Below are 21,340 nucleotides of genomic sequence, written 5' to 3'. Positions count from 1 at the left end.
GACGGCCGACGATGCCTGACTGATCGTAGCTCATTGTTACCTATACTCACAATGAACGGCATCCTGATATTGTTCCCGCATGACCACCCCCGATCCGGACGGCCTGCTCGCCGAGCAGTTGCTACGGCTCACCCGCCGGGTGCACCGCATCCAGAAACACCATCTGGAACAGCGCGACCTGGGCGTCACCCCGGCCCAGTCCCGGCTGCTGCGCACCCTCGCGCACTATCCCTCGCCGCCGCGCATGGCCGACCTGGCCGAGCGGCTGGAGGTCGTGCCCCGCGCCGTGACGACCCTGGTCGACGGGCTGGAGGCGAGCGGCAAGGTCCGCCGGGCCGCCGACCCGGCGAACCGGCGCGTGACCCGGATCGAGCTGACGGACGAGGGCCGCGCCACCCTGCGCGAACTGCGCGGCGCCCGCCGCTCGGCGGCCGAGGAGATACTGGCGCCCCTCACGGAGAAGGAGCGCCAGGTACTCGGCGTACTGCTGGACACACTGATCGACGGGGACGTCGCGCCGCGCTGCTGAACGTGCGGCCCGCGACCTGCGCGGAGCTGCCGCGGGCTCGCGTCAGCAGCGACCGCGGTCCTCCGTCAGCACGCCCTGGACGGTGGTCAGCGAGCGGTCGTAACAGCCCGCCGAGCCGAGCAGGCGGTAGCGCTCGGTCGAGGTGCCCACCGCGTGCCGCTGGTCACGCGGGACATCGAGCGTGTACGCGGCGTCGCCGCTGTAGGTGTCGTCCAGCCGTGACCAGGCGGTGCGCCGGCCGCCCTCGCGCGTCACCGCCGAGGCCCGGTCGCCGACGGTGAGCACGGTGCGCAGCCGGCCGCCCGGGCCGAGGGTGACGGTGCCGTTCATGGTGTGCGTCCGGTGCGTGCGCGTCGTCCGCGTGGGTCCGTGACCGGCGGTCCTGACCGACTCGTCGTCACTCCAGGAGGCGTCCAGCCCGTCCGTGGTCTCGCCGTCGGTCCAGCGGTGCACGGAGGTGTGGGCGAGCGTGCGGGTGACGGTGGTGGTCACCCGTCCGTGGGAGGTGTCCAGGTACCCCGAGACGGTGAGCCGGTGTCCGGCCCCGGTGTCCACCCGGTGCTCCGGGCCGGGGGTGTACACCGAGGAGTCGGTGAGGTCGCCGGCGGTGTCCCCGGTGAGCGCGCCGGGCACGCGGGCGCGGCGCGGATCCTGCCAGACCAGCACGTTCACCGGCGTACTCCACCCCGGCCCGCCGGCCGGCGCCCCGGCGACGGACACCTCGACGCGGTGCGGGCGGCCGTCGTTGAGCAGGCCGGCGAAGGGCGTGAGGTCGTACTCGACGGGCCGGACGTCGAAGGCGCGCGGGGCCGGGACGACGTACCAGAGGAAGGGGTTGGACCAGCCGCCCGTCCACACGTGCGGGTACGGCGCCGCGATGCCGGCGAGCCGTCCGTCGACGCTGATCCGCACCTCCCGGTACGGTCCGTGGTCGGCCTTGCAGGAGTACGGCGCCGGGTCGGCGACGGTCAGGTACCAGAACTCCTCGCAGCCGCCGCCCGAACCGGTCGCGTACACCTCGGCGACGATCCGTTCGCTGTTGCGCGGCGTGGTGAGCGTCGTACCGGCGGGCGTGTCGGCGAGGGTGAGGACACGGTCGGGCGCGGGGGCCGCGGGACGCCCCGCGTAGAAGGTCAGGGTGACGTGCACGTCGATGACCCCGGTGTAGGTGTCGTCCACCACGTTGCCGATCAGCATCTCGACGTCGCGGGCGGCACGGAAGGTGTCGCTGTAGCGGGTGACGTCCTTCTCGACGTGCCACTCGATGCCGTCGGGCGAGGGTTCCGGGGTGGAGGTGCGCAGGACCTCGACGCCGCCGACCCGCAGATAGCCGAGCCGGTCGTACTGACGGCCCTTCACCTTGCCGTCGAGGCGCAGCACGACCTTGCTCCAGCGGTCGCCGCAGCCCTCGGGGGGCGCGTAGACGCCGCGGTAGGGCGTGAAGTCACGGAAGCGCGCGTCGGCGATGGTGACCCGGCAGGAGCGGGTGTGCGGCCGGGCGACGGTCGGGGCCGCGGTCACCGGGTCGTGCCAGTCGGTGCCGAACTCGGCGGGGACGTCCACCGCTCGGGCGGCCGGCGCGCCCGTACCGAGGAGCGCGCTCACCAAGAGGGTCGCCCCGGCGAGCATGGACATGACTAACTTTCTTCTCATGGGCGTGTTCTACGGGGAGACAGCCCCGCCCCGCAATGACGCCTCGGGGGACCGGACCGATACGGACGGCCGTCACGGAACACCGCACCGACACCCAGAGAAGTGACATTCAGTCATATAAGCGCATACTCCTGGCATAGTGCGGGCATGGAGATCACGACCGCCGGCGGCGCTCCCGCCGGGCGCACGGCCGCGAGCCCCGCCCTCCGCGCCGCCCACGGACTCCCGCGGTGAAGGCGCAGGCCACGGACCCGCCGGGACGGCACCGCCGGACCGTCCGCACGCTCACCGGGGCCGTCGCCCTCACCGGGGCCCTCGTCGCCACCGGTACCGCCCTGTTCACCGGCCCGGACCCGGGTCCGCTCCCCGCCCCCGGCGGGACCGCGACCGGACCGGACCCGTCACCCGGCGCACCCGGCATCGGCGACCCGCTCATGCCGCTCGCCGGCAACGGCGGCTACACCGTCCGCCGTTACACGCTCGACTTCGACTGGCGCGCGCCCCGCACGCCCTTCCAGGCAGGCGCCACCCTCAGCGCCACCGCCACGCAGGCCCTGTCCCGTTTCGACCTGGACTTCGCCGGCAACACGCTGCACCGCGTGACCGTCGACGGGGCACCGGCCACCACCGAGCGCCACGGTGACGAACTCGTCGTCACCCCCGCGCGGCCGATCCCGCGCGGCAGCGCGTTCACCGTCCACGTCGCGTACACCGCCGACCCGGCCCAGGGACGCCACCGCGACGACGCGATCCAGGACTACGGCTGGGTGCCCACGTCCGACGGGACCCTGGTCTGCGCCCAGCCCGACGGCGCACGGATGATCTTCCCGGCCAACGACCACCCGAGCCTGCGGGCGCCCGTCACCTTCCGCGTGACGACCCCGCCCGGACTGAGCGCGGTGGCCAACGGCCGCCTCGTCACCACCGTCCGGCAGCCCGACGGCCGCACTCGGTGGACGTACGACTCCGAACAGCCGATCGCCCCGCAACTGGTCCAGCTGGCGATCGGCAGGTTCACGTTCGTCGACAGCGAGGGGCCGCGCGGGCTCCCCGTCCGGGACGTGGTGCCGGACGGCCTGGTCGCGGACACCGAGGAGTACCGCTCGCTCACCCCGGACCATCTGGCCTGGCTGGAGCAGCGGCTCGGCCCCTATCCGTTCCGCCGCTACGGAGTGCTGGTCGGGGACACCGATCTGCCGGTGGCGCTGGAGACCCAGTCGCTCTCCGTCCTGCCCCGGGACGACCTGCTGGGCGACCGGGTCGACGCCGAACGCAACCTCGTACACGAACTGACCCACCACTGGACGGGCGACAGCGTCGCCCTCCGGCGCTGGTCCGACCTGTGGCTGAGCGAGGGTCACGCCCGTTTCTACGAGCGCCTGTACTCCGCCGAGCACGGCGGGACCGATCTCGAGTCCGTGATGCGGGCGGCCTACGAGCAGCACGACCAGTGGCGGCACGACGAGGGAGCGCCCGCCGAGCCCACCGACGCGACGCTGTTCAAGGTGATGCGGTACGACGGCTCGGCGCTGGTGCTGTTCGCGCTGCGCGAGAAGGTCGGCGAAGAGACCTTCGGCCGGATCGAGCGGGCCTGGGTGACGGCCTACCGGGGCCGGGCGGCGGGCACCCGGGACTTCGTCGCGCTCGCGTCCCGGGTCGCGGGCGAGGACCTCGGCCCGTTCCTGGACCCGTGGCTGTACGGGGCGCACACCCCGGCGATGCCGGGGCATCCCGACTGGCGCGTGGACCCGGTGGAGGACTGAGCATTCGGGTGGCCGGGCGACCGGGCCGGGACCGGACGGCGCGTCATGTTTGGTTGCCCCGGGCAGCGGAGTCGCTGCCGCCGACCGGGTGGCCTGTGGGGGGCCGCTGGTCCACCCCGGTGACGCTCGCCACGACACGGCGCGCGGGGCACGGAAACGTACGAGGGGTGGCGCGACGGGCGACTCCTCCGCCCTGGTTGCGAACGAGCGTGGTTGGGAGAGCCCCTGCAATGAGAAGAACTGTCGTTGCTCGTATCCCCGGTGCCGTCCGGAGATGCCGTCGTACGGCCTGTGTGATCGCGGGGGCGGCACTGCTGCCACCGCTGCTGATCCTCCCGATGTCCGGCTGCGCCGACCCGTCCGACCGGCGGCTGCAGGACGCCTTCACGGACGCGGCGCGCGAGTTCCAGGTGCCGCGCAGTGTCCTCATGAGCGTGTCGTACCTTCAGTCGCGCTGGGACTCCCATCCCGACGCGCCCAGCGTCGCGGGCGGTTTCGGACCGATGCACCTGCTGGATCCCGACCTCGTCGCGACCCCGGGGCCTTCCGCCGGCCCGCAGGCGGTGGACGGCGTCCACGCCCAGCCCCGCGCCGCGGCCCCCGGACCGGCCGCCGCGGACGGCGCCGCCCCCTCGTCCGGCCACGCCGTGCAGCCCGCGGACCTGCCCCACGCGGCACGGCTGATCCACGTCCCGGCCGAACGCCTGCGCAAGGACGCCGTCGCCAACGTGCGCGGCGGCGCGGCGCTCCTGGCGGCCACGCAGCGGCAGCTCGGCAAGCCCCTCAGCGCCGACCCGGCGGACTGGTGGGAGGCGGTGGCACGCTTCCCGGGCACCCGTGACGTCTCGTCGGCCGCCGCCTACGCCGACGATGTCTTCGCCCTGATCCGCCGGGGCGCGCACCGCACCACCGCCGAGGGACAGGAGGTCACGCTCCCCGCCACGCCCCGCGTCCGGCCGCGCCACCGGACCACCGCCGCCGAGGGACCGCAACGGCAGGACGTCGAGTGCCCCGCCGAACTGGCCTGCGACTGGCTCGGCGCGCCCTACGAGGAGATCGACGACAGCGCGTACGGCAACCACGACCTGGCCGACCGCCCCAGGGACCAGCCGATCGAGTACATCGTCATCCACGACACGGAGGCGGAGCTGCCGAGCATGCTCCAGACCGTGCAGGACCCCACCGAGTCGTCGTGGCACTACTCGATCCGCTCCAGCGACGGTCACATCACCCAGCACGTCAAGACCAAGGACGAGGCCTGGCACTCGGGCAGTCAGTTCGTGAACGCCCGCTCCATCGGCATCGAACACGAGGGGTTCCTCACCCATCCGGGGACCTGGTACACGGAGCGGATGTACCGGGCCTCGGCGCGCCTGGTGAAGTACCTGGCGAAGAAGTACGCCATCCCGCTGGACCGGCAGCACATCTTCGGCCACGACAACGTGCCGGCCCCGACCGCCGACAGCATCCCCGACATGCACGACGACCCCGGCCCCTTCTGGGACTGGCGCCACTACTTCGACCTCCTGGGCGCGCCGCTGCGGGCCACGGCGGGACCGGACAGTGACATGGTGACCATCCTGCCCGACTACACCACCCACAAGCCGGAGTTCACGGGTTGCACCGGTAGTGGTTCACCGTGTCGGCCGCACGGCTCCAGCGCCGTCCGCCTGTACACCGAGCCGAGCGAGCGCGCCCCGCTGATCCAGGACCCGGGCCGCAAGCCGGAGGGCGACGACTCCACCGTGGACGTCAACGACCTGGGCTCGCGGGTCTCCGCCGGTCAGACCTTCGCCGTCGCCGACCGCAGCGGCGACTGGACGGCGATCTGGTTCCAGGGCAACAAGGCCTGGTTCAAGAACCCGCGGAGCCGTCCGACCGCCGTCGGCGCGGCCGGGCGCATGATCACCCCGAAGGAGGGCCTGGACGAGATCCCGGTGTACGGGCGTGCCCTCCCGGAGGAGGAGGCGTACCCCGACGACATGGACGAGCCGGACGAGTCGCCGCTTCCGTACAGCCTCGAGGCGGGCCAGCGCTATGTGACGCAGTCCGGCGTCGGCAGCTCCTACACCGCCAAGTCCTTCACCGACACGCCCAACCCGGTGGTGTGGGGCCGGGAGAAGTACTACGAGATCCAGTTCGGCCACCGGCTCGCGTACGTCCGGGCCAGTGACGTGGACCTCGTGACCTCGACCGCGGCCTCGGGCCCCCAGGACAGCCCGGCCGCTCCGTCCGCCCCGGCTGCTCCGGCCTCTCCGTCCACCTCGGCCGGTTCCGCCGGTTCCGCCGGTTCCGCCGGTTCCGCCGGACGATGACCGCACGGCAGCCGGGGGTCAGGGCTCCCGGCTGCCGGTCGGCGGTGCCCTGGCCGGAACACGGCGCATCCGAAGGGCCGTCGGGAAAACTGTTTGAAATTCACCACTGCATGACGTCAACCTTTCACGGCTTGTTGCCGCTCGCCGCGGCCTTCCGCTTCCCTGCCCTGACACGAGCCACTGGGACGTCATGCAGATCCAAGACCTTCCGTATCCCGATCCGGGCGTGCCCGACGCACGCTCGGGTCCCCGATTCCTGTGGTGGCTCTGGCGCAACCAGCTGGGCGGGCAACTGAAGTCGCTCGCCTGGGGCCTGCTCCACTTCGTCTCCGTCTCCGCCCTGCCCTTCTGCGTCGGTCTCGCCGTGCAGGCGGCCGTCGACCGCTCCGGCACCCGGCTGGCCCTGACGGGGTGTCTGATGCTGCTGTGCGGAACGGGCCTCGCCGTCGGTGACACCTTCCTGCACCGCACCGCCGTCACCAACTGGATCACCGCCGCCGCCCGCGTCCAGCAACTGCTGGCCCGCAAGGCCGCCCACCTCGGTTCCGCCCTGACCAGGCGCGTGGCCGCCGGCGAAGTGGTGTCCGTGTCCACGGCTGACGTGGAGAAGATCGGATGGTTCGTCGAGGCCGTCTCCCGCTTCACCGCCGCGGCCGTGACGGTGGTGATCGTCGGCGTCGGCCTGGTCGTGTACCAGCCCGCGCTCGGCGTGGTGGTCGCCGTGGGCCTGCCCGTCGTGGCGCTCGCGGTGCTGCCGCTGCTGCCCCGGGCGACCCGCCGCGCCGATGTGCAGCGCGAGAAGGCGGGCCGGGCCACCGAGCTGGCCACGGACACGGTCGCGGGCCTGCGGGTGCTGCGCGGCATCGGCGGCGAGGAGCTGTTCCTGGACCGCTACCGCCGGGCCTCCCAGGAGGTACGGCACGCCGCCGTGCGCAGCGCCCGGATGTGGTCGCTGATCTCCGCCGTACAGGTACTGCTGCCCGGGCTGCTGCTGATCGCGGTCGTCTGGCGCGGCATCGGCCTGGCCCGCGAGGGCCGGATCGGCGTGGGCGAGCTCGTCACCGTCTACAGCGCGGTCATGATCCTCAACTACCCGCTGCGGCACTTCGAGGAGATCGCGATGGCGTACTCCTTCTCCCGCCCGTCGGCCAGGCGCGCCGCGCGCGTGCTGTCACTGGAGCGGCCCACGGACACCGGCGGCACCCGCGAGGCCGAGGTGCCGGGCGGCGACCTGTACGACCCGGTGACCGGTCTGCTCGCTCCCGCCGGCCGGTTCACCGCCGTGGTGTGCGGCGACCCGGACGCGGCCGGCCGGCTGGCGGAGCGGCTCGGCGGCCACCCCGCGGAGCCGGACCGGTCGGTGCTGCTGGGCGGGGTGCCCCTGGACGACCTGCCCCTCGACAGCGCCCGCACCGCCGTCCTCGTCCAGGACAAGGACCCGGTGCTGCTGTCCGGCACGCTGCGCGAGCTGCTGGACGTGCCGTCCTCCGGTGCGGTGCCGGCCGCGGACGCGCTCGCCGCTGCGCAGTGCGGGGACGTGCTGGACGCCCTGGTGCAGGGTTCGCTGGACGCCGCCGATCCGTTGGACGCCCGGATCACCGAGCGCGGCCGGTCCCTGTCCGGGGGCCAGCGCCAGCGGCTGGCCCTCGCCAGGTCACTGATCACCGACCCGGAGGTGCTGGTGCTGGACGAGCCGACCTCCGCGGTCGACTCGCACACCGAGGCACGGATCGCGGACGGGCTGCGCCGCCTGCGGTCGATGCGGACGACCGTCGTGTTCACCTCCTCGCCGCTGCTGCTGGACCGCGCCGACCAGGTCGCCCTGGTGCACGACGGCCGGGTCGCGGCCGTCGGTCCGCACCGCGAGCTGATCGACGACGAGCCCCGGTACCGGGCCGTGGTGACCCGGGAGACCGACGAGGAACTGGGCGCCGTCGACGACGGCATGCTGCTGGACACGCTCCAGGAGCTGGAAGAGATCGAGGAGAGCGCATGATCGGCGTCGCACCGCCGGAGTACGACCCGGCGGCCCCGACGACCGCCACCACCCTGCCCGTCGGCGCCGCCGCGACCGTGCGCGCCTACGTCACCGAGCTGTTCCGCCGGCACCGCCGGGCCTTCCTGCTGCTCATCGCCGTCAACACGGTGGCCGTGATCGCCTCCATGGCGGGTCCGTACCTGCTCGGCGGCCTGGTCGAGCGGGTCTCGGACGGGGCCCGGGAACTCCACCTGGGGCTGACCGCCGGGCTGTTCGTGCTCGCGCTCGCCGTGCAGGCGGCGTTCGTCCGGGAAGTGCGGCTGCGGGGCGCGATGCTCGGCGAGCGGATGCTGGCCGACCTGCGCGAGGACTTCCTCGTACGGTCCGTGGGGCTGCCGCCGGGCGTGCTGGAACGGGCGGGCACCGGAGATCTGCTCTCCCGTATCACCACCGACATCGACCGGCTGGCCAACGCCATGCGCGAGGCCGTGCCACAGCTGGCCATCGGCGTCGTGTGGGCCCTGCTGCTGCTCGGCGGGCTGGTCGTGACGGCCCCGCCGCTCGCCGCCGCCGTGCTGCTCGCCGTTCCGGTCCTGGTGATCGGCTGTCGCTGGTACTTCAAGCGGGCGCCGTCCGGCTACCGCTCGGAAGCCGCCGGGTACGCCGCCGTCGCCGCCGCGCTCGCCGAGACCGTCGACGCGGGCCGCACCATCGAGGCGCACCGCCTCGGCGCCCGCCGCATCGCCCTGTCCGAGCAGCGGATCTCCCAGTGGACCGCGTGGGAGAGGTACACCCTCTGGCTGCGCTCGGTGCTGTTCCCTGTCATCAACACCGTCCACCTCCTCGTGCTCGGCTCGGTGCTGATGGTCGGCGGGGTGTTCGTGCTGCGGGGCTGGATAGGAGTGGGCCAGCTGACCACCGGCGCGCTCATCGCGCAGATGCTGGTCGACCCGGTGAACCTGATCCTGCGCTGGTACGACGAGGTGCAGGTGGCCCAGGTGTCGCTGGCCCGCCTGGTCGGCGTCCGGGACATCGAGCCGGCGGCCGGGGACGCGGCAGTGGCTCCCGAGGGACGGGCCGTGGACGCCGACCGGGTGCGCTTCGGTTACCGCGAGGGTGTCGACGTGCTGCGCGAGGTCTCCCTGCGGGTCGCCCCGGGCACCCGTCTCGCGCTGGTCGGCCCGTCCGGTGCGGGCAAATCCACCCTGGGCCGGCTGCTCGCCGGGATCTACGCGCCCCGGGACGGCCGGGTCACCCTGGGCGGCGCGGAGCTGTCCCGGATGCCCGCCGAGCGCGTCCGCGCGCATGTCGCCCTGGTCAATCAGGAGCACCACGTCTTCGTGGGCTCCCTGCGCGACAATCTCCTGCTGGCCCGCACCGCCGCCATGGACGCCGAGCTGTGGGCGGCCCTCGGCGCGGTCGACGCCGACGGCTGGGCGCGGGCCCTGGACGACGGCCTGGACACCGAGGTCGGCTCCGGCGGTCTCGCGCTGACCCCTGCGCAGGCACAGCAGATCGCGCTGGCCCGGCTGGTGCTCGCCGATCCGCACACCCTGGTCCTGGACGAGGCGACCTCGCTGCTCGACCCCCGCGCGGCCCGCCATCTGGAACGCTCCCTGGCACGGGTCCTGGACGGCCGCACCGTGGTGGCCATCGCCCACCGGCTGCACACCGCCCACGACGCCGACGTCATCGCCGTCGTCGAGAACGGCCGGATCAGCGAGCTGGGCAGCCACGAGGAACTGGTCGCGGCGGACGGGGCCTACGCGGCACTGTGGCGGTCCTGGCACGGGTGACGACGGAACGACGGGGGACGGCGCCCCGAGGGAGGTGGTGGAGGCCGTGTCCCCCGGGGAAGTGACGAAGGCCGGCTCAGCGGTGGCGGCGTGGGCGCCGGCGTCGGTGGCCGGTGCCGGCCGGCTGGATGTGACGGCGGATGGCTCTGTCATGGGCACGGAGGGTTTTCCTCCTGCGCCCAGCGCCACGGATGCGGACCGGTCCCCCGCCGTCGTGCTCCGCATCCTGGGTGCCCACGGTTCCTCTGCGGTGGCGCACCGGTGGGCCGGGCCGTGAAACCGTTCGTCTGCCGCGCTCCGATGCCCGGCCGGAGCCGCGCCGCGCGGCGCTCGGCCTGCCTCGCTCCGCTGCCCGGCCGGGTCCGTCCGGCTCCGCGGGGCGGATACGCGCTCGCCCCCGGGCCCGTGCCGTTGCGCGGTGCCGATCCAGGGTGGAAGGCTGGAAAGCGGCAGCGGCTCGGGGCGCGCCCGGGAACCAGCCGGTTCGCGGTGCGCGACGTCCGTGCCGCGTGTGCCGACGGCCGGCCGCCCGCTGGGGCGGCATCCGGCCGTCCTCACCACCTGGAGGTAGTCGTGGACAGCGCCGACGGATGGGGGGACGACGTCTACCAGCCCGATCCCTCGGAGATCCCGGAGGACTCGGGGGTGCTCGACGTCGAGGACACACTGGACTTCGACGGCGTCCCCGAGCCCCTCGACCGCGGCTGGTCCCCTCCCGAGCGGCCGTGGGCGGTCGAACACATCGGTGTGACAGCGGCCGAACGCCGGGCGGGCGAGACCCTCGACCAACGGCTCGCCGAAGAACTGCCCGATCTCTCCGCGCCCGACGGCGACGGCATCGGGGACTGCGCGGGCACCGACGGGGAACCCCTCGACAACGAGGTCGGCACCTTCCGGTCCGGCCGGCTGGTGGCTCCCGACGAGGGCGCCCACGAGGACGACGAGCCCGCGCTCGTCGCCACCGACGTCGGCATCGACGGGGCCGCCGCGTCCGCCGAGGAGGCCGCGATGCACATCGTCGACGAGGACGCCCTTCCCGGCTGAGCCGGACGGTCCGGACGCCTCCGCCTCGACCTCCCGTCCCGAGGAGCCGCCATGCAGCAGGACACGCACCCCGACTACCACCCCGTGGTCTTCCGTGACCGCGCCGCCGGATACGCCTTCCTGACCAGGTCCACCGCGCACAGCGAGCAGACCATCGAGTGGGACGACGGCCAGAGCTACCCGGTGATCGACGTGGAGATCTCCTCGGAGAGCCACCCCTTCTACACGGGCAAGGCCCGTACGGTCGACACCGAGGGCCGCGTCGCCCGCTTCCAGCGCCGGTACGGCACGGCGGACACGACCGGGCCGACCTGACCCGGGAGCCTCCGCGAGACCGCGCGCCGGTGCCGTCGGCCCGGTCAGATCACGTTGAGGGCCGCGGCGCAGCCGACCCCGCCGAGCAGCATGAACGCCGGCATGAGCACCTTCAGCTCGATCCAGCTGCCCGCCCGGAACCGCATCGCCTTCGGCGGTCCCACCGGGTACCAGCGCTTGCGGCCCACCGGGATCGGCCACAGGATCGGGCAGCCGGAGACGGTCAGCGCGTCCCCGATGTCGTGCACCAGCGCACCGAACACGATCGGCAGCCCGAGCCACAGGTACTCCTGCCCCGGCGCGGTGAACAGCCAGTCGGAACCCTTGCCCGGCTTGTCCAGCACTCCCGCGAGGATCCACGCGCTGGTCGCCGCCAGCAGCCAGACCAGGACGTCGCTGCTGGAGCCGCGCGCCGCCCGCCACAGCAGACCTTCGATCGCCAGCACCATGTGCACGAAGAGGATCGCCAGCACCCCCCAGCGACCCCCGGTGATCGCCACGGCCGAGGAGCCCGCGCCGATCAGGACCGCCCACACCCAGGTGTGCGTCAGCGTGCGGTGGCCGCCGGAGCGGCGCGGGTCGCCCTGCTTCCTGGTGGCCTTGTAGACGGTGTACGAGAGCTTGTCCACGATCTCGCAGATCGCGCGGGAGACCGGCCCGAAGGCGCGCGAGATGGTGGCCGCCTTGTGGTCGAGGTCCGGGGCGAGCGCGGCGCCGGCGCAGAGCAGGGCGCCGGAGAGGAGGACCGGCCAGGGCATCGGGTGTCCGGCCGCCGCCGTGGCGGCTCCCACGCCCAGCCAGGCCGCGGCCCCCGACAGTGAGTGTGCTGGTCCCATCATGGCCGCTTCCCGCCCTGTTTCTCATGTCGCGCTGCCCAGTTGACCTGGTGCGCTGACGCCTCGCCGGCCACACAGCGTAGCTTCCATGATCTTCGTACCCGCAGCCGATTCCCCGCTCGGGCCGTGGGCCAGGCAAGATGGGGGCGTGACCCTCATCGATCAGCTGCCGCCGACCGCCGACCCCGACGCCCTGTACGAAGCCTTCGAGTCCTGGGCTCAGGAGCGCGGTCTCACCCTCTATCCCCACCAGGAGGAGGCGCTGATCGAGGTGGTGTCCGGGGCGAACGTGATCGTGTCGACGCCCACCGGATCGGGCAAGAGCATGATCGCCGCGGGTGCGCACTTCGCCGCGCTGGCCCGGGACGAGGTCACTTTCTACACGGCACCGATCAAGGCCCTGGTGTCGGAGAAGTTCTTCGAGCTGTGCAAGCTGTTCGGGACCGAGAACGTCGGCATGCTCACCGGCGACGCCTCCGTGAACGCCGACGCGCCCGTCATCTGCTGCACCGCCGAGGTGCTGGCGTCGATCGCGCTGCGGGACGGCAAGGACGCGGACGTCGGTCAGGTGGTCATGGACGAGTTCCACTTCTACGCCGAGGGCGACCGCGGCTGGGCCTGGCAGATCCCGCTGCTGGAGCTCCCCCAGGCGCAGTTCATCCTGATGTCGGCCACTTTGGGCGATGTTTCCTTCTTCGAGAAGGATCTCACCCGTCGCACCGGCCGCCCCACCTCGGTGGTCCGCTCCGCGACCCGCCCGGTTCCCCTGTCCTACGAATACAAGCTGACCCCGCTCACCGAGACGCTCACCGAGCTGCTGGAGAGCAAGCAGGCCCCCGTGTACATCGTGCACTTCACGCAGGCGCAGGCCGTGGAGCGGGCGCAGGCGCTGATGAGCATCAACATGTGCTCGCGCGAGGAGAAGGACCAGATCGCCGAGCTGATCGGCAACTTCCGCTTCACCACCAAGTTCGGCCGCAACCTCTCCCGTTACGTGCGGCACGGCATCGGTGTGCACCACGCCGGCATGCTGCCCAAGTACCGGCGCCTGGTGGAGAAACTCGCCCAGGCCGGACTGCTGAAGGTCATCTGCGGCACGGACACGCTCGGCGTGGGCGTCAACGTGCCCATCCGCACGGTGCTGTTCACGGCACTGACCAAGTACGACGGCAGCCGCGTGCGCACCCTGCGGGCCCGTGAGTTCCACCAGATCGCGGGCCGGGCCGGCCGGGCCGGTTTCGACACCGCGGGGCTCGTGGTCGCACAGGCTCCGGAGCACGTCATCGAGAACGAGAAGGCGCTGGCGAAGGCGGGCGACGACCCGAAGAAGCGCCGCAAGGTGGTACGCAAGAAGGCGCCGGAAGGCTTTGTCGGCTGGACGGAGAACACCTTCCAGAAGCTGATCGAATCGGAACCGGAGCCGCTGACCTCGCGCTTCCGGGTGACGCACACCATGCTGCTGTCCGTGATCGCCCGACCGGGCAACGCTTTCGAGGCGATGCGCCACCTCCTGGAGGACAACCACGAGCCGCGCAAGCAGCAGCTGCGGCACATCCGCCGGGCCATCGCGATCTACCGCTCGCTGCTCGACGGCGGAATCGTCGAGAAACTCGACAAGCCCGACGCCGAGGGCCGTATCGTCCGGCTCACGGTCGACCTCCAGCAGGACTTCGCGCTGAACCAGCCGCTGTCCACGTTCGCCCTGGCCGCGTTCGAACTCCTCGACCCCGAGTCGCCGTCCTACGCCCTCGACATGGTCTCCGTGGTCGAGTCCACCCTGGACGATCCGCGGCAGATCCTCGTCGCCCAGCAGAACAAGGCGCGCGGCGAGGCCGTGGCCGCGATGAAGGCGGACGGGATCGAGTACGAGGAGCGCATGGAGCGCCTCCAGGACATCACGTACCCGAAGCCGCTGGAAGAACTGCTCTTCCACGCCTACGACACCTACCGCAAGAGCCACCCGTGGGTCGGCGACCATCCGCTGTCGCCCAAGTCGGTGGTCCGGGACATGTACGAGCGGGCGTTGTCCTTCACGGAGCTGGTGTCCTTCTACGAGCTGGCCCGCACCGAGGGCATCGTGCTGCGTTACCTCGCCAGCGCCTACAAGACCCTGGACCACACCATCCCGGACGACCTGAAGTCCGAGGACCTGCAAGACCTGATCGAGTGGCTGGGCGAGATGGTGCGCCAGGTGGACTCCAGCCTGCTGGACGAGTGGGAGCAGCTGGCGAACCCGGAGGAGATGACCGCCGAGGAGGCCCAGGAGAAGGCCGACGAGGTCAAGCCGGTCACGACCAACGCCCGCGCCTTCCGCGTCCTCGTCCGCAACGCCATGTTCCGCCGCGTGGAGCTGGCCGCCCTGGACCAGGTCGGGGAACTGGGCGAGCTGGACGCCGAGTCCGGCTGGGACGCCGACGCGTGGGGCGAGGCGATGGACAAGTACTGGGACGAGTACGACGACCTCGGCACCGGCCCGGACGCCCGCGGACCCAAGCTCCTCGTCATCAAGGAGGAGCCGGAGCACGGCCTCTGGCGCGTCCGCCAGATCTTCGACGACCCGAACGGTGACCACGACTGGGGCATCAGCGCGGAGATCGATCTCGCGGCGTCCGACGCCGAGGGCCGTGCCGTCGTCCGCGTCACCGACGTCGGCCAGCTGTGAGCCGTTCCCGGTCAGGGGCAAGCCAAGGAGAAACCCATCGATGACGAATCCGGCCGAGAGACTGGTCGACCTGCTCGACCTGGAGCAGATAGAGGTCAACATCTTCCGTGGCCGCAGCCCGCAGGAGTCCCTCCAGCGGGTCTTCGGCGGCCAGGTGGCCGGCCAGGCGCTGGTCGCCGCCGGCCGCACCACGGACGGCGACCGCCCGGTGCACTCACTGCACGCGTACTTCTTGCGCCCCGGCCGGCCGGGCGTGCCGATCGTGTACCAGGTGGAGCGGGTCCGCGACGGGCGTTCCTTCACGACGCGCCGGGTCACGGCCGTGCAGCAGGGCCGCACGATCTTCAATCTGACCGCCTCCTTTCACATGCCTGAGGAAGGACCGTTCGAACACCAGCTGCCGCCGGCCCGTGAGGTGCCGCACCCGGAGTCGCTGCCGACGGTCTCCGAGGAGATCCGCAAGCATCTGGGCACGCTGCCGGAGCAGTTGGAGCGGATGGCGCGCCGCCAGCCCTTCGACATCCGCTACGTCGACCGGCTGCGCTGGAACGCCGAGGAGATCGAGGGGGCCGAGCCGCGCAGTGCCGTGTGGATGCGCGCGGTGGGACCGCTGGGTGACGACCCCCTGGTGCACACCTGCGCGCTGACCTATGCCAGTGACATGACCCTCCTGGACGCGGTGCGCATCCCGGTGGAGCCGCTGTGGGGTCCGCGCAACTTCGACTTGGCCTCGCTGGACCACGCCATGTGGTTCCACCGGCCCTTCCGCGCGGACGAGTGGTTCCTCTACGACCAGGAGTCCCCGATCGCCATCGGCGGGCGCGGCCTGGCCCGCGGGCGCATCTACGACCTGGAGGGGCGGCTGCTCGTCTCGGTCGTCCAGGAAGGTCTGTTCCGGGCCCTGTAGATCCCGCGGCCGCGGCTCCCCGAGAGGGAGTTCAAGCCCGCGCGGGCTCTGCGCGTCGTGGACTTCTCCTCCGCAGCCAGGCCCGCAGACCGCGGGGTGTCCGCTGCGGGCCGGGCCGGCCCGGCCCGTGGCCCCGAGGTGCGGTCCGCGCCGCCGGCCGCGCCACCGAGCCGGTGGGGGGCATCGGCTCCGGGGGCGGCACCACTGACTCATGGAGCCGCGCCGTCGGCCACGTGGACCGTGCCGACGCCGCGGAGGTTCGCGCGGCCGGCTCCGTGAGACGTTGCGTCGACTCCGACGTGGGGAGGTCCGGTCCCGGGGGCGGTGCAGTCGGCTTCGGGAGCCTAGTCGTCTCCTCCGTCGCACCGGTCACCGTACGGGCCATCGGCGGGATGGGCCGTGGCACCGTACGGATCAGCGGGGGGACGCGGCGGGCGGCCGGGCGCGGGGCGGGCGAGGTGCTACGGGCCTCCTCGACCACGCGCGCCAGCTCACTGCGCAGCCAGTCGATCTCGTCCGCGTCCTGCGCCGTCATGATCTGCTCGGCGGCGTGCGCGGAGGGTGATCCGGGAACGCCCTGGCCGGATGGCGTCGGCCGGAACCGGTTCACGCGCGCCCGCTCGTACGGGTCCCTGACGATGTCGGCGACGTCCACAGGCGTGAGGAAGGCGGCCACCGCCCCGGCACGGGCCCAAGCATCCTCGGTCTGCCGGAGCAGATACCCCAGATGCCGTCCGCGCCAGTTGCGTGCCCGCAGGTCCACTCCCGCCGCCAACTGGCCGCGCAGTGTCTCGGGCGTACGCCCCTTGAGCAGGCGCGCGTTCTCCGTGCCGGTCGCGAACCGGCATAGCTCCTCCGCCCGGTAGAGCCAGACGACGGCTCGGTAGCGGTTGAGGTAGAACGCGTCGGGCACGAGCAGGCCCAGACGGGCGAGCCGGGTGAACCTGGCGGCCGGGATATCCATGAGGGCGGCCCCCTCCGCCGTCCCCACGACCCGCACCCGCTCGAGGAGGGACTCCGGGAAACCGTCCTGTGCGCGCAGGCGCTCGATCTCCGCGCGCTCCACCCGACGGCCCCCTCCCCCGCCGTCGTCGGGCACGGTCCGGATGCAGCCGAGCTGCACGGCGCGATCGAACTCGCCTCGCCTGAGCCCCAGTTCGCGGGCGGCATGGCTCGGTGCGCAGGTGTTGCGGCGGGTGGGATCGAAAAGGTCGGCCGACATGGTCGCAGTCCCCCGTGGAGTCCTTGGCTCACGCCTTGTGCGCGTGCCGTGCACCCACCGTAGCCGGTTCGTCGCATGTCGTGGCGAGCCTGTGGATAACTCCACGGGGGCAGGAAAACCCGCAGGTCAGGCGCCCGCTTTCCGCGGCCGCTCGGGTTGCCTGGCATCGATGCCGAGGTGTTCGCCGACCCGGTTGACGAGCAGGGTCATCTCGTAGGCGATCTGGCCGATGTCGGCCTCCGCCCCGCTGAGCACGCACAGACAACTGCCGGTGCCCGCCGCGGTCACGAACAGCACGGCATCGTCGTACTCGATCATCGTCTGGCGCACCGTGCCCGCGCCGAAGTGACGTCCCGAGCCCTTGGCCAGGCTGTGCAGTCCGGACGCCACGGCGGCCAGATGCTCGGCGTCCTCACGGCGTAGGCCCGTGCTCGCCGCGGTGACCAGCCCGTCGTTCGACAGGACCAGCGCGTGGCGGACGTGGTCCACCCGCTCGGTCAGATCGTCCAGGAGCCAGCCGAGGCCCTGGTTCTGCGCCATGTCCCTCTCCCCGTGTGATGTCTCCCCCTGGCTGGAGGAACTCTCCGCCAGCCTTCCCCACGACCGGCGCGCGGGCAAGCAGGATGGGCGCATGGCAGAGAAGATGACCGATGAGGAGTGGCGGGCGTTCGTCTCGGACGGCACCCGCACCGGCAAACTGTCCACCGTTCGGGCTGATGGGAGCCCCCATGTGGCACCGGTCTGGTTCCTCCTCGAAGGGGACGAGCTGGTGCTCACCACCGGCAAGGACACCGTCAAGGGGCGCAATCTCGCCCGTGACGGCCGGGTCGCCCTGTGCGTGGACGACGACCGTCCGCCGTTCCACTTCGTGGTGCTGAACGGCCACGCGGAGGTGTCGGAGGATCTGGCCGAACTCCGTCAGTGGGCCACCCGGATCGCGGCCCGGTACGTGGGCGAGGACGGCGCCGAGGAGTACGGCGCCCGCAACGGCGTACCGGGGGAACTCCTCGTGCGTGTCACCGTCGACAATGTGGTGGCGGTACGGGATCTCGCGGCCTGAGCGGCGCGGCGTCCGGGTCGCGGTCGCCGCCGTGACCGGCGGCGCCGACGAAGGCCGGGTGCCGGTGCGGAATCATGCGGAGCATGAGCCATGACCACACGCATGTCCAGGAATTCTTCACCGCCCGGGCCGCCGGCTGGGACAGCAAGTTCCCGGATGACGGACCCGCGTACGCGGCGGCCGTCGCCGACCTCGGTCTGCGCGAGGGGGACCGCGTTCTGGACGCGGGCTGCGGCACGGGGCGGGCGCTGCCGGCTCTGCGGGCCGCCGTCGGCCCTTCCGGCGTGGTGCTCGGGGCCGATGTGACCCCGGCGATGCTCCAGGCCGCCGTGCGGGCCGGCCGGCACCACGCGGGACGGCTGCTGCTCGCGGACGTCGCCGCGCTGCCGCTGCGTTCGGGCTGCCTGGACGCCGTGTTCGCGGCCGGTCTGCTCGCCCACCTGCCGGAGCCGGTGGAGAACCTGCGGGAACTGGCTCGCGGGGTGCGGCGGGGCGGCCTGCTCGCCCTCTTCCATCCGATCGGCCGTGCCGCCCTGGCGGCACGGCAGGGCCGTCGCATCACGCCCGACGACCTGCGCGCCGAGGCGAATCTCCGGCCGCTGCTGGCACGTTCGGGCTGGCGCATGACGTCGTACGTGGACGAGGACGCCCGTTTCCTCGCGCTGGCGGTACGCGAGGACTGACCCTCGCGCCGGGTCAGGCCGTTCCGGCGACGGCTGCCGCGAAGGCGCCGGGGTTACCGAACATGACGTTGCGCCCGGCTCCGGTCACCGTCACCACGCGGACCCCGGCGGCTTCCAGGCTCTCCCTGTCCACGAGTCCACTCTTCCACGAGCCACGCCGAACCGGCCTGGTCGCGCGACGGCCTGGCGTCACTCGACGGGATCGGCCGCTGCGGTGTCCCGGTGCCGCACCGGGCAGCCGCGCAATCCGGGCACCGGGCGGGTGCCCAGGTCGGCCACGCGGTAGCCGTCGGGATAACCCTTGATCTCCCAATTCTGACGCGCGAAGTGGGGGCTGCGGCGCGGCGGCAGGAGCCGGACCAGCCGGCCGCGCGTCCATACGGCCCGGCGCACCAGCGCGGTGGCCGCCGCACCGGGTTTCGGGTAGCGGAAAGCGCGCAGCAGCGGCTCGTCGAGCAGGGCGAGTGTCACCGTGCGCAACAGCGGGGCCAGGGGGCGCGGGTACCAGGAGGCCATCAGGTCGAGCGTGGCGTCGGAGACGCGCCGGGCCCCCTCGTCCCAGCCGAAGTGGGCCTCTTCGTAGGAGTCGAGAAGGGCCTCGAACTCCTCGTAGGTCCGGGGGATGTCCGGGATGCCCATGTGCCGTCCGAGGGTGCGGTAGTACTCGGTGGTGGCGACGATCTCGTGCCGGGACAGCCGCCGCCAGCCGTAGGTGTCGATCCAGCGCCTGGGCACGACCACGAAGGTGCTCAGCACGTACCGCATGTCGTCGTCGCTGATGTCGTAGCTGCGGTGCATCTGATTGATGCGGCGGACCGCCGTACGTCCCTGTTCCGCGGCGAAACCGTGCTCCAGAATGGCGTCGAGCAGGAGCGACGTGTCGTCGTACCGCTTCTGCGTGCGCTCGGTCAGTTCCGCCGTCCGCGCGAGCAGCCGGCCGATGCTCGGTACCGCGTAGGTGCGGTACAGGGCCAGTTCCAAGGCGCGCGTGTAGTCCCAGGGGAACTCCAGGGACACGCTGATCCGGTAGATCTCCTGCGCGTCCGTCACCGGGTCCAGCCGACGGATCCGCTCCAGCTGTTCGAACCGCTTCACCGCGTCGCCCCCTTCTGCCGCCGGAACTCCAACTCTACTTTGTGAAGCATCAGCTGGACGATCAGCGCTGACTGATTCGGGGAGAAGGGGGTCCACGTGTTCGAGGCGATCCGAAGGTGCGCCGGCAGGTATCGCGTCCCGGCGCAGGCGGGGCCGGCCGGTCGGCGGGAGAAACGCGGCCACAACTTGTTCGAGGCGGCGGCCGTGTACGTGACCGCTCGGGTGGAGGACGACGAGGACCGGCTCGATGAGGCGGCGGCCTGGGTCTCGCCGGAGGCGCTGTCCTTCGGGGTGAGCGAGCTGGCCTGCCGGGCGGTGGTCGCGCTGGCCCGGGAGCGCGACGAGTCGCCCGGCGCCGTGGCCCGCGATCTCCTCGGCCTGCCCACGAACTGAGCGGAACCCCCTCCGCCTGTGGTCGTTTCGCCCCTGTCCAGGGGAAAGCCGCAGCTCCGTGTGGCGCGGGAAGCCGTGACAACCGGCTTCCGCTCGCACTAGGGTGCGCGCCGACGGACGAACCACTGGGGAGGCAGGGATGGCCGGGACCGACGATGTGGCCGTCACCGCCGCGGACGACGCGCTGTATGTGCTGACCGCGGTACTGCTGACGCCTGCGCAGTTCCCGAGCGTGCTGGGTGACGACTACCCGGCGGCGTGCGCGGCGCTGGACCTGCCGCCGCTCGCCGACGGGTACGGCCTGGTGCTGGGCCAGGACGGGAACGGCGCTCGCTGGACGGTCGTCATCGACGACGTCTCGCTGGTCGCCGTGGCGATCGCGTCCTGGGACTGCGGCATGGAGTACGAGCTGTCCCCGGACGAACGCGCGGTCGTGACCGCCCTGCCCGGGTGGCCTCTGGCCGTCGCCGTCGCCGCGCCCGGCGTACCGGCGCCGCACGATCCCCCGGCGGAGACGGCGGACCGGCCGACGCTGAGCCCGCCCGACACCGGCTCCTGGGGACCGGCCCAGCGCCGTCTGGGCGCCGACGAGATCGCGCTGCGATGGGCCGCCTGGCGGGAGCAGATCGACGACGCCCATTTCCGTGCGCCCGGAGGACGGGCGGAGGGCCCCCAGGCCGCTGAGAGGGGCAAGGACGGTCCTTCGTTCGGCGGCCACGCGGGTGTCCGCCGGGCGCTCGCGGAGGCGCGCGCCTACGCCGACTCCCCGCCACCGCCCGGCCGGGTGCGCTCGTCGTTCGCCCCGGGCGACGCCCGGATGCTTCGGGCCGACGGTCCCGGCTGGTCGCTCGTGGCCCGCACCGACGACATCGCGTTCGTCCTGCTCGACGACGAGCCCGGCGAGGTCCTGCCGGTGGGCAGGGGCCCCGAACTGCCCGGCCTGCTGGAAGCTCTCGACAAGATGGCCGTACGTCCGTCGTGAGGCCCGGCCCGGCCGTACGACGCCGCCCGGCCTCCGGAGTCCCGCCTGTGGCGGCAGCGCGGCGTCTGTGAGCCGGGCGGGAACGGACACCGCGTCCGCCGGCCGCC

General features: G+C 72.5%; 17 protein-coding genes and 2 pseudogenes. 13 read left to right on the top strand and 6 right to left on the bottom strand.

Annotation, left to right across the window (positions count from 1 at the left end):
* Window positions 1–79: 79 nt before the first annotated feature.
* The gene (locus AB0E62_RS21070; protein WP_362195655.1) at window positions 80–529 is read left to right on the top strand and encodes a MarR family transcriptional regulator; all 450 of its coding nucleotides are present in this window, start codon (window positions 80–82) and stop codon (window positions 527–529) included.
* Window positions 530–571: 42 nt separating this feature from the next.
* Here the strand turns inward: AB0E62_RS21070 and AB0E62_RS21065 are convergent, their stop codons facing one another.
* Complete coding sequence (locus AB0E62_RS21065) at window positions 572–2,182, bottom strand: peptide-N4-asparagine amidase (RefSeq protein ID WP_362195652.1); 1,611 nt, start codon at window positions 2,180–2,182, stop codon at window positions 572–574.
* Window positions 2,183–2,412: 230 nt separating this feature from the next.
* Here AB0E62_RS21065 and AB0E62_RS21060 point away from each other — a divergent pair, with 230 nt between their 5' ends.
* The 6 genes from AB0E62_RS21060 (at window position 2,413) to AB0E62_RS21035 (ending at window position 11,393) form a co-directional block, all read left to right on the top strand.
* Complete coding sequence (locus tag AB0E62_RS21060) at window positions 2,413–3,945, top strand: M1 family metallopeptidase (protein ID WP_362195649.1); 1,533 nt, start codon at window positions 2,413–2,415, stop codon at window positions 3,943–3,945.
* A 293-nt stretch (window positions 3,946–4,238) separates the two neighbouring features.
* On the top strand, window positions 4,239–6,260 hold the full coding sequence (locus tag AB0E62_RS21055) for a peptidoglycan recognition family protein (protein WP_362195646.1): 2,022 nt from the start codon (window positions 4,239–4,241) through the stop codon (window positions 6,258–6,260).
* Window positions 6,261–6,450: 190 nt separating this feature from the next.
* Window positions 6,451–8,256 carry an ABC transporter ATP-binding protein gene (locus AB0E62_RS21050; RefSeq protein WP_362195643.1) on the top strand — a complete coding sequence of 602 codons (1,806 nt, stop codon included), beginning with the start codon at window positions 6,451–6,453 and terminating at the stop codon, window positions 8,254–8,256.
* Window positions 8,253–10,034: an ABC transporter ATP-binding protein gene (locus AB0E62_RS21045; RefSeq protein ID WP_362195640.1), complete on the top strand. Its 1,782-nt coding sequence runs from the start codon at window positions 8,253–8,255 to the stop codon at window positions 10,032–10,034. The genes AB0E62_RS21050 and AB0E62_RS21045 overlap by 4 nt, the downstream gene beginning before the upstream one ends.
* A 573-nt stretch (window positions 10,035–10,607) precedes the next feature.
* Entirely contained in the window at window positions 10,608–11,078 is a 471-nt protein-coding gene (locus AB0E62_RS21040) for a DUF5709 domain-containing protein (protein ID WP_362195637.1), read from the top strand.
* Window positions 11,079–11,129: 51 nt separating this feature from the next.
* A complete protein-coding gene (locus AB0E62_RS21035) occupies window positions 11,130–11,393 on the top strand; it encodes a type B 50S ribosomal protein L31 (RefSeq protein ID WP_362195634.1) in 264 nt (87 codons plus the stop codon).
* Between the two features lie 44 nt (window positions 11,394–11,437).
* Here AB0E62_RS21035 and AB0E62_RS21030 read toward each other — a convergent pair whose 3' ends face one another.
* The gene (locus AB0E62_RS21030) at window positions 11,438–12,232 is read right to left on the bottom strand and encodes a metal-dependent hydrolase (protein WP_362195631.1); all 795 of its coding nucleotides are present in this window, start codon (window positions 12,230–12,232) and stop codon (window positions 11,438–11,440) included.
* A gap of 145 nt (window positions 12,233–12,377) precedes the next feature.
* Here AB0E62_RS21030 and AB0E62_RS21025 point away from each other — a divergent pair, with 145 nt between their 5' ends.
* Both AB0E62_RS21025 and AB0E62_RS21020 read left to right on the top strand, forming a co-directional pair.
* Window positions 12,378–14,891: a DUF3516 domain-containing protein gene (locus tag AB0E62_RS21025; RefSeq protein WP_362195628.1), complete on the top strand. Its 2,514-nt coding sequence runs from the start codon at window positions 12,378–12,380 to the stop codon at window positions 14,889–14,891.
* 40 nt (window positions 14,892–14,931) lie between these two features.
* Window positions 14,932–15,798 (top strand): acyl-CoA thioesterase II, encoded by an 867-nt coding sequence (locus AB0E62_RS21020; RefSeq protein WP_362195625.1) that lies wholly within the window; start codon window positions 14,932–14,934, stop codon window positions 15,796–15,798.
* 433 nt (window positions 15,799–16,231) lie between these two features.
* On the opposite strand, the pseudogene AB0E62_RS21015 reads toward AB0E62_RS21020, so the two are convergent.
* Together AB0E62_RS21015 and AB0E62_RS21010 are read right to left on the bottom strand one after the other, a co-directional pair.
* A pseudogene (locus AB0E62_RS21015) lies at window positions 16,232–17,020 on the bottom strand (DUF6397 family protein); the annotation flags it as partial.
* Between the two features lie 126 nt (window positions 17,021–17,146).
* The gene (locus AB0E62_RS21010) at window positions 17,147–17,560 is read right to left on the bottom strand and encodes a roadblock/LC7 domain-containing protein (RefSeq protein WP_362195622.1); all 414 of its coding nucleotides are present in this window, start codon (window positions 17,558–17,560) and stop codon (window positions 17,147–17,149) included.
* A gap of 91 nt (window positions 17,561–17,651) precedes the next feature.
* Here AB0E62_RS21010 and AB0E62_RS21005 point away from each other — a divergent pair, with 91 nt between their 5' ends.
* Window positions 17,652–18,080, top strand: a complete 429-nt coding sequence (locus AB0E62_RS21005; protein WP_362195619.1) for a PPOX class F420-dependent oxidoreductase — start codon at window positions 17,652–17,654, stop codon at window positions 18,078–18,080.
* An 83-nt stretch (window positions 18,081–18,163) separates the two neighbouring features.
* On the top strand, window positions 18,164–18,763 hold the full coding sequence (locus AB0E62_RS21000) for a methyltransferase domain-containing protein (protein ID WP_362195616.1): 600 nt from the start codon (window positions 18,164–18,166) through the stop codon (window positions 18,761–18,763).
* A 13-nt stretch (window positions 18,764–18,776) separates the two neighbouring features.
* On the opposite strand, the pseudogene AB0E62_RS20995 reads toward AB0E62_RS21000, so the two are convergent.
* Window positions 18,777–18,890: pseudogene (locus AB0E62_RS20995) on the bottom strand (alpha/beta hydrolase); the annotation flags it as partial.
* A gap of 62 nt (window positions 18,891–18,952) precedes the next feature.
* Window positions 18,953–19,858: an oxygenase MpaB family protein gene (locus AB0E62_RS20990; RefSeq protein WP_362195613.1), complete on the bottom strand. Its 906-nt coding sequence runs from the start codon at window positions 19,856–19,858 to the stop codon at window positions 18,953–18,955.
* Window positions 19,859–19,966: 108 nt separating this feature from the next.
* Between AB0E62_RS20990 and AB0E62_RS20985 the strand changes: the two genes are divergently transcribed.
* A complete protein-coding gene (locus tag AB0E62_RS20985) occupies window positions 19,967–20,251 on the top strand; it encodes a hypothetical protein (RefSeq protein WP_362195796.1) in 285 nt (94 codons plus the stop codon).
* Window positions 20,252–20,390: 139 nt separating this feature from the next.
* The gene (locus AB0E62_RS20980) at window positions 20,391–21,233 is read left to right on the top strand and encodes a hypothetical protein (RefSeq protein ID WP_362195610.1); all 843 of its coding nucleotides are present in this window, start codon (window positions 20,391–20,393) and stop codon (window positions 21,231–21,233) included.
* Window positions 21,234–21,340: the final 107 nt, after the last annotated feature.

Source organism: Streptomyces sp. NPDC038707 (assembly GCF_040636485.1).
GTDB lineage: Bacteria > Actinomycetota > Actinomycetes > Streptomycetales > Streptomycetaceae > Streptomyces.
The sequence above is the reverse complement of the archived record's forward strand: the minus strand, read 5'-3'. Positions and strand labels throughout refer to the sequence as shown.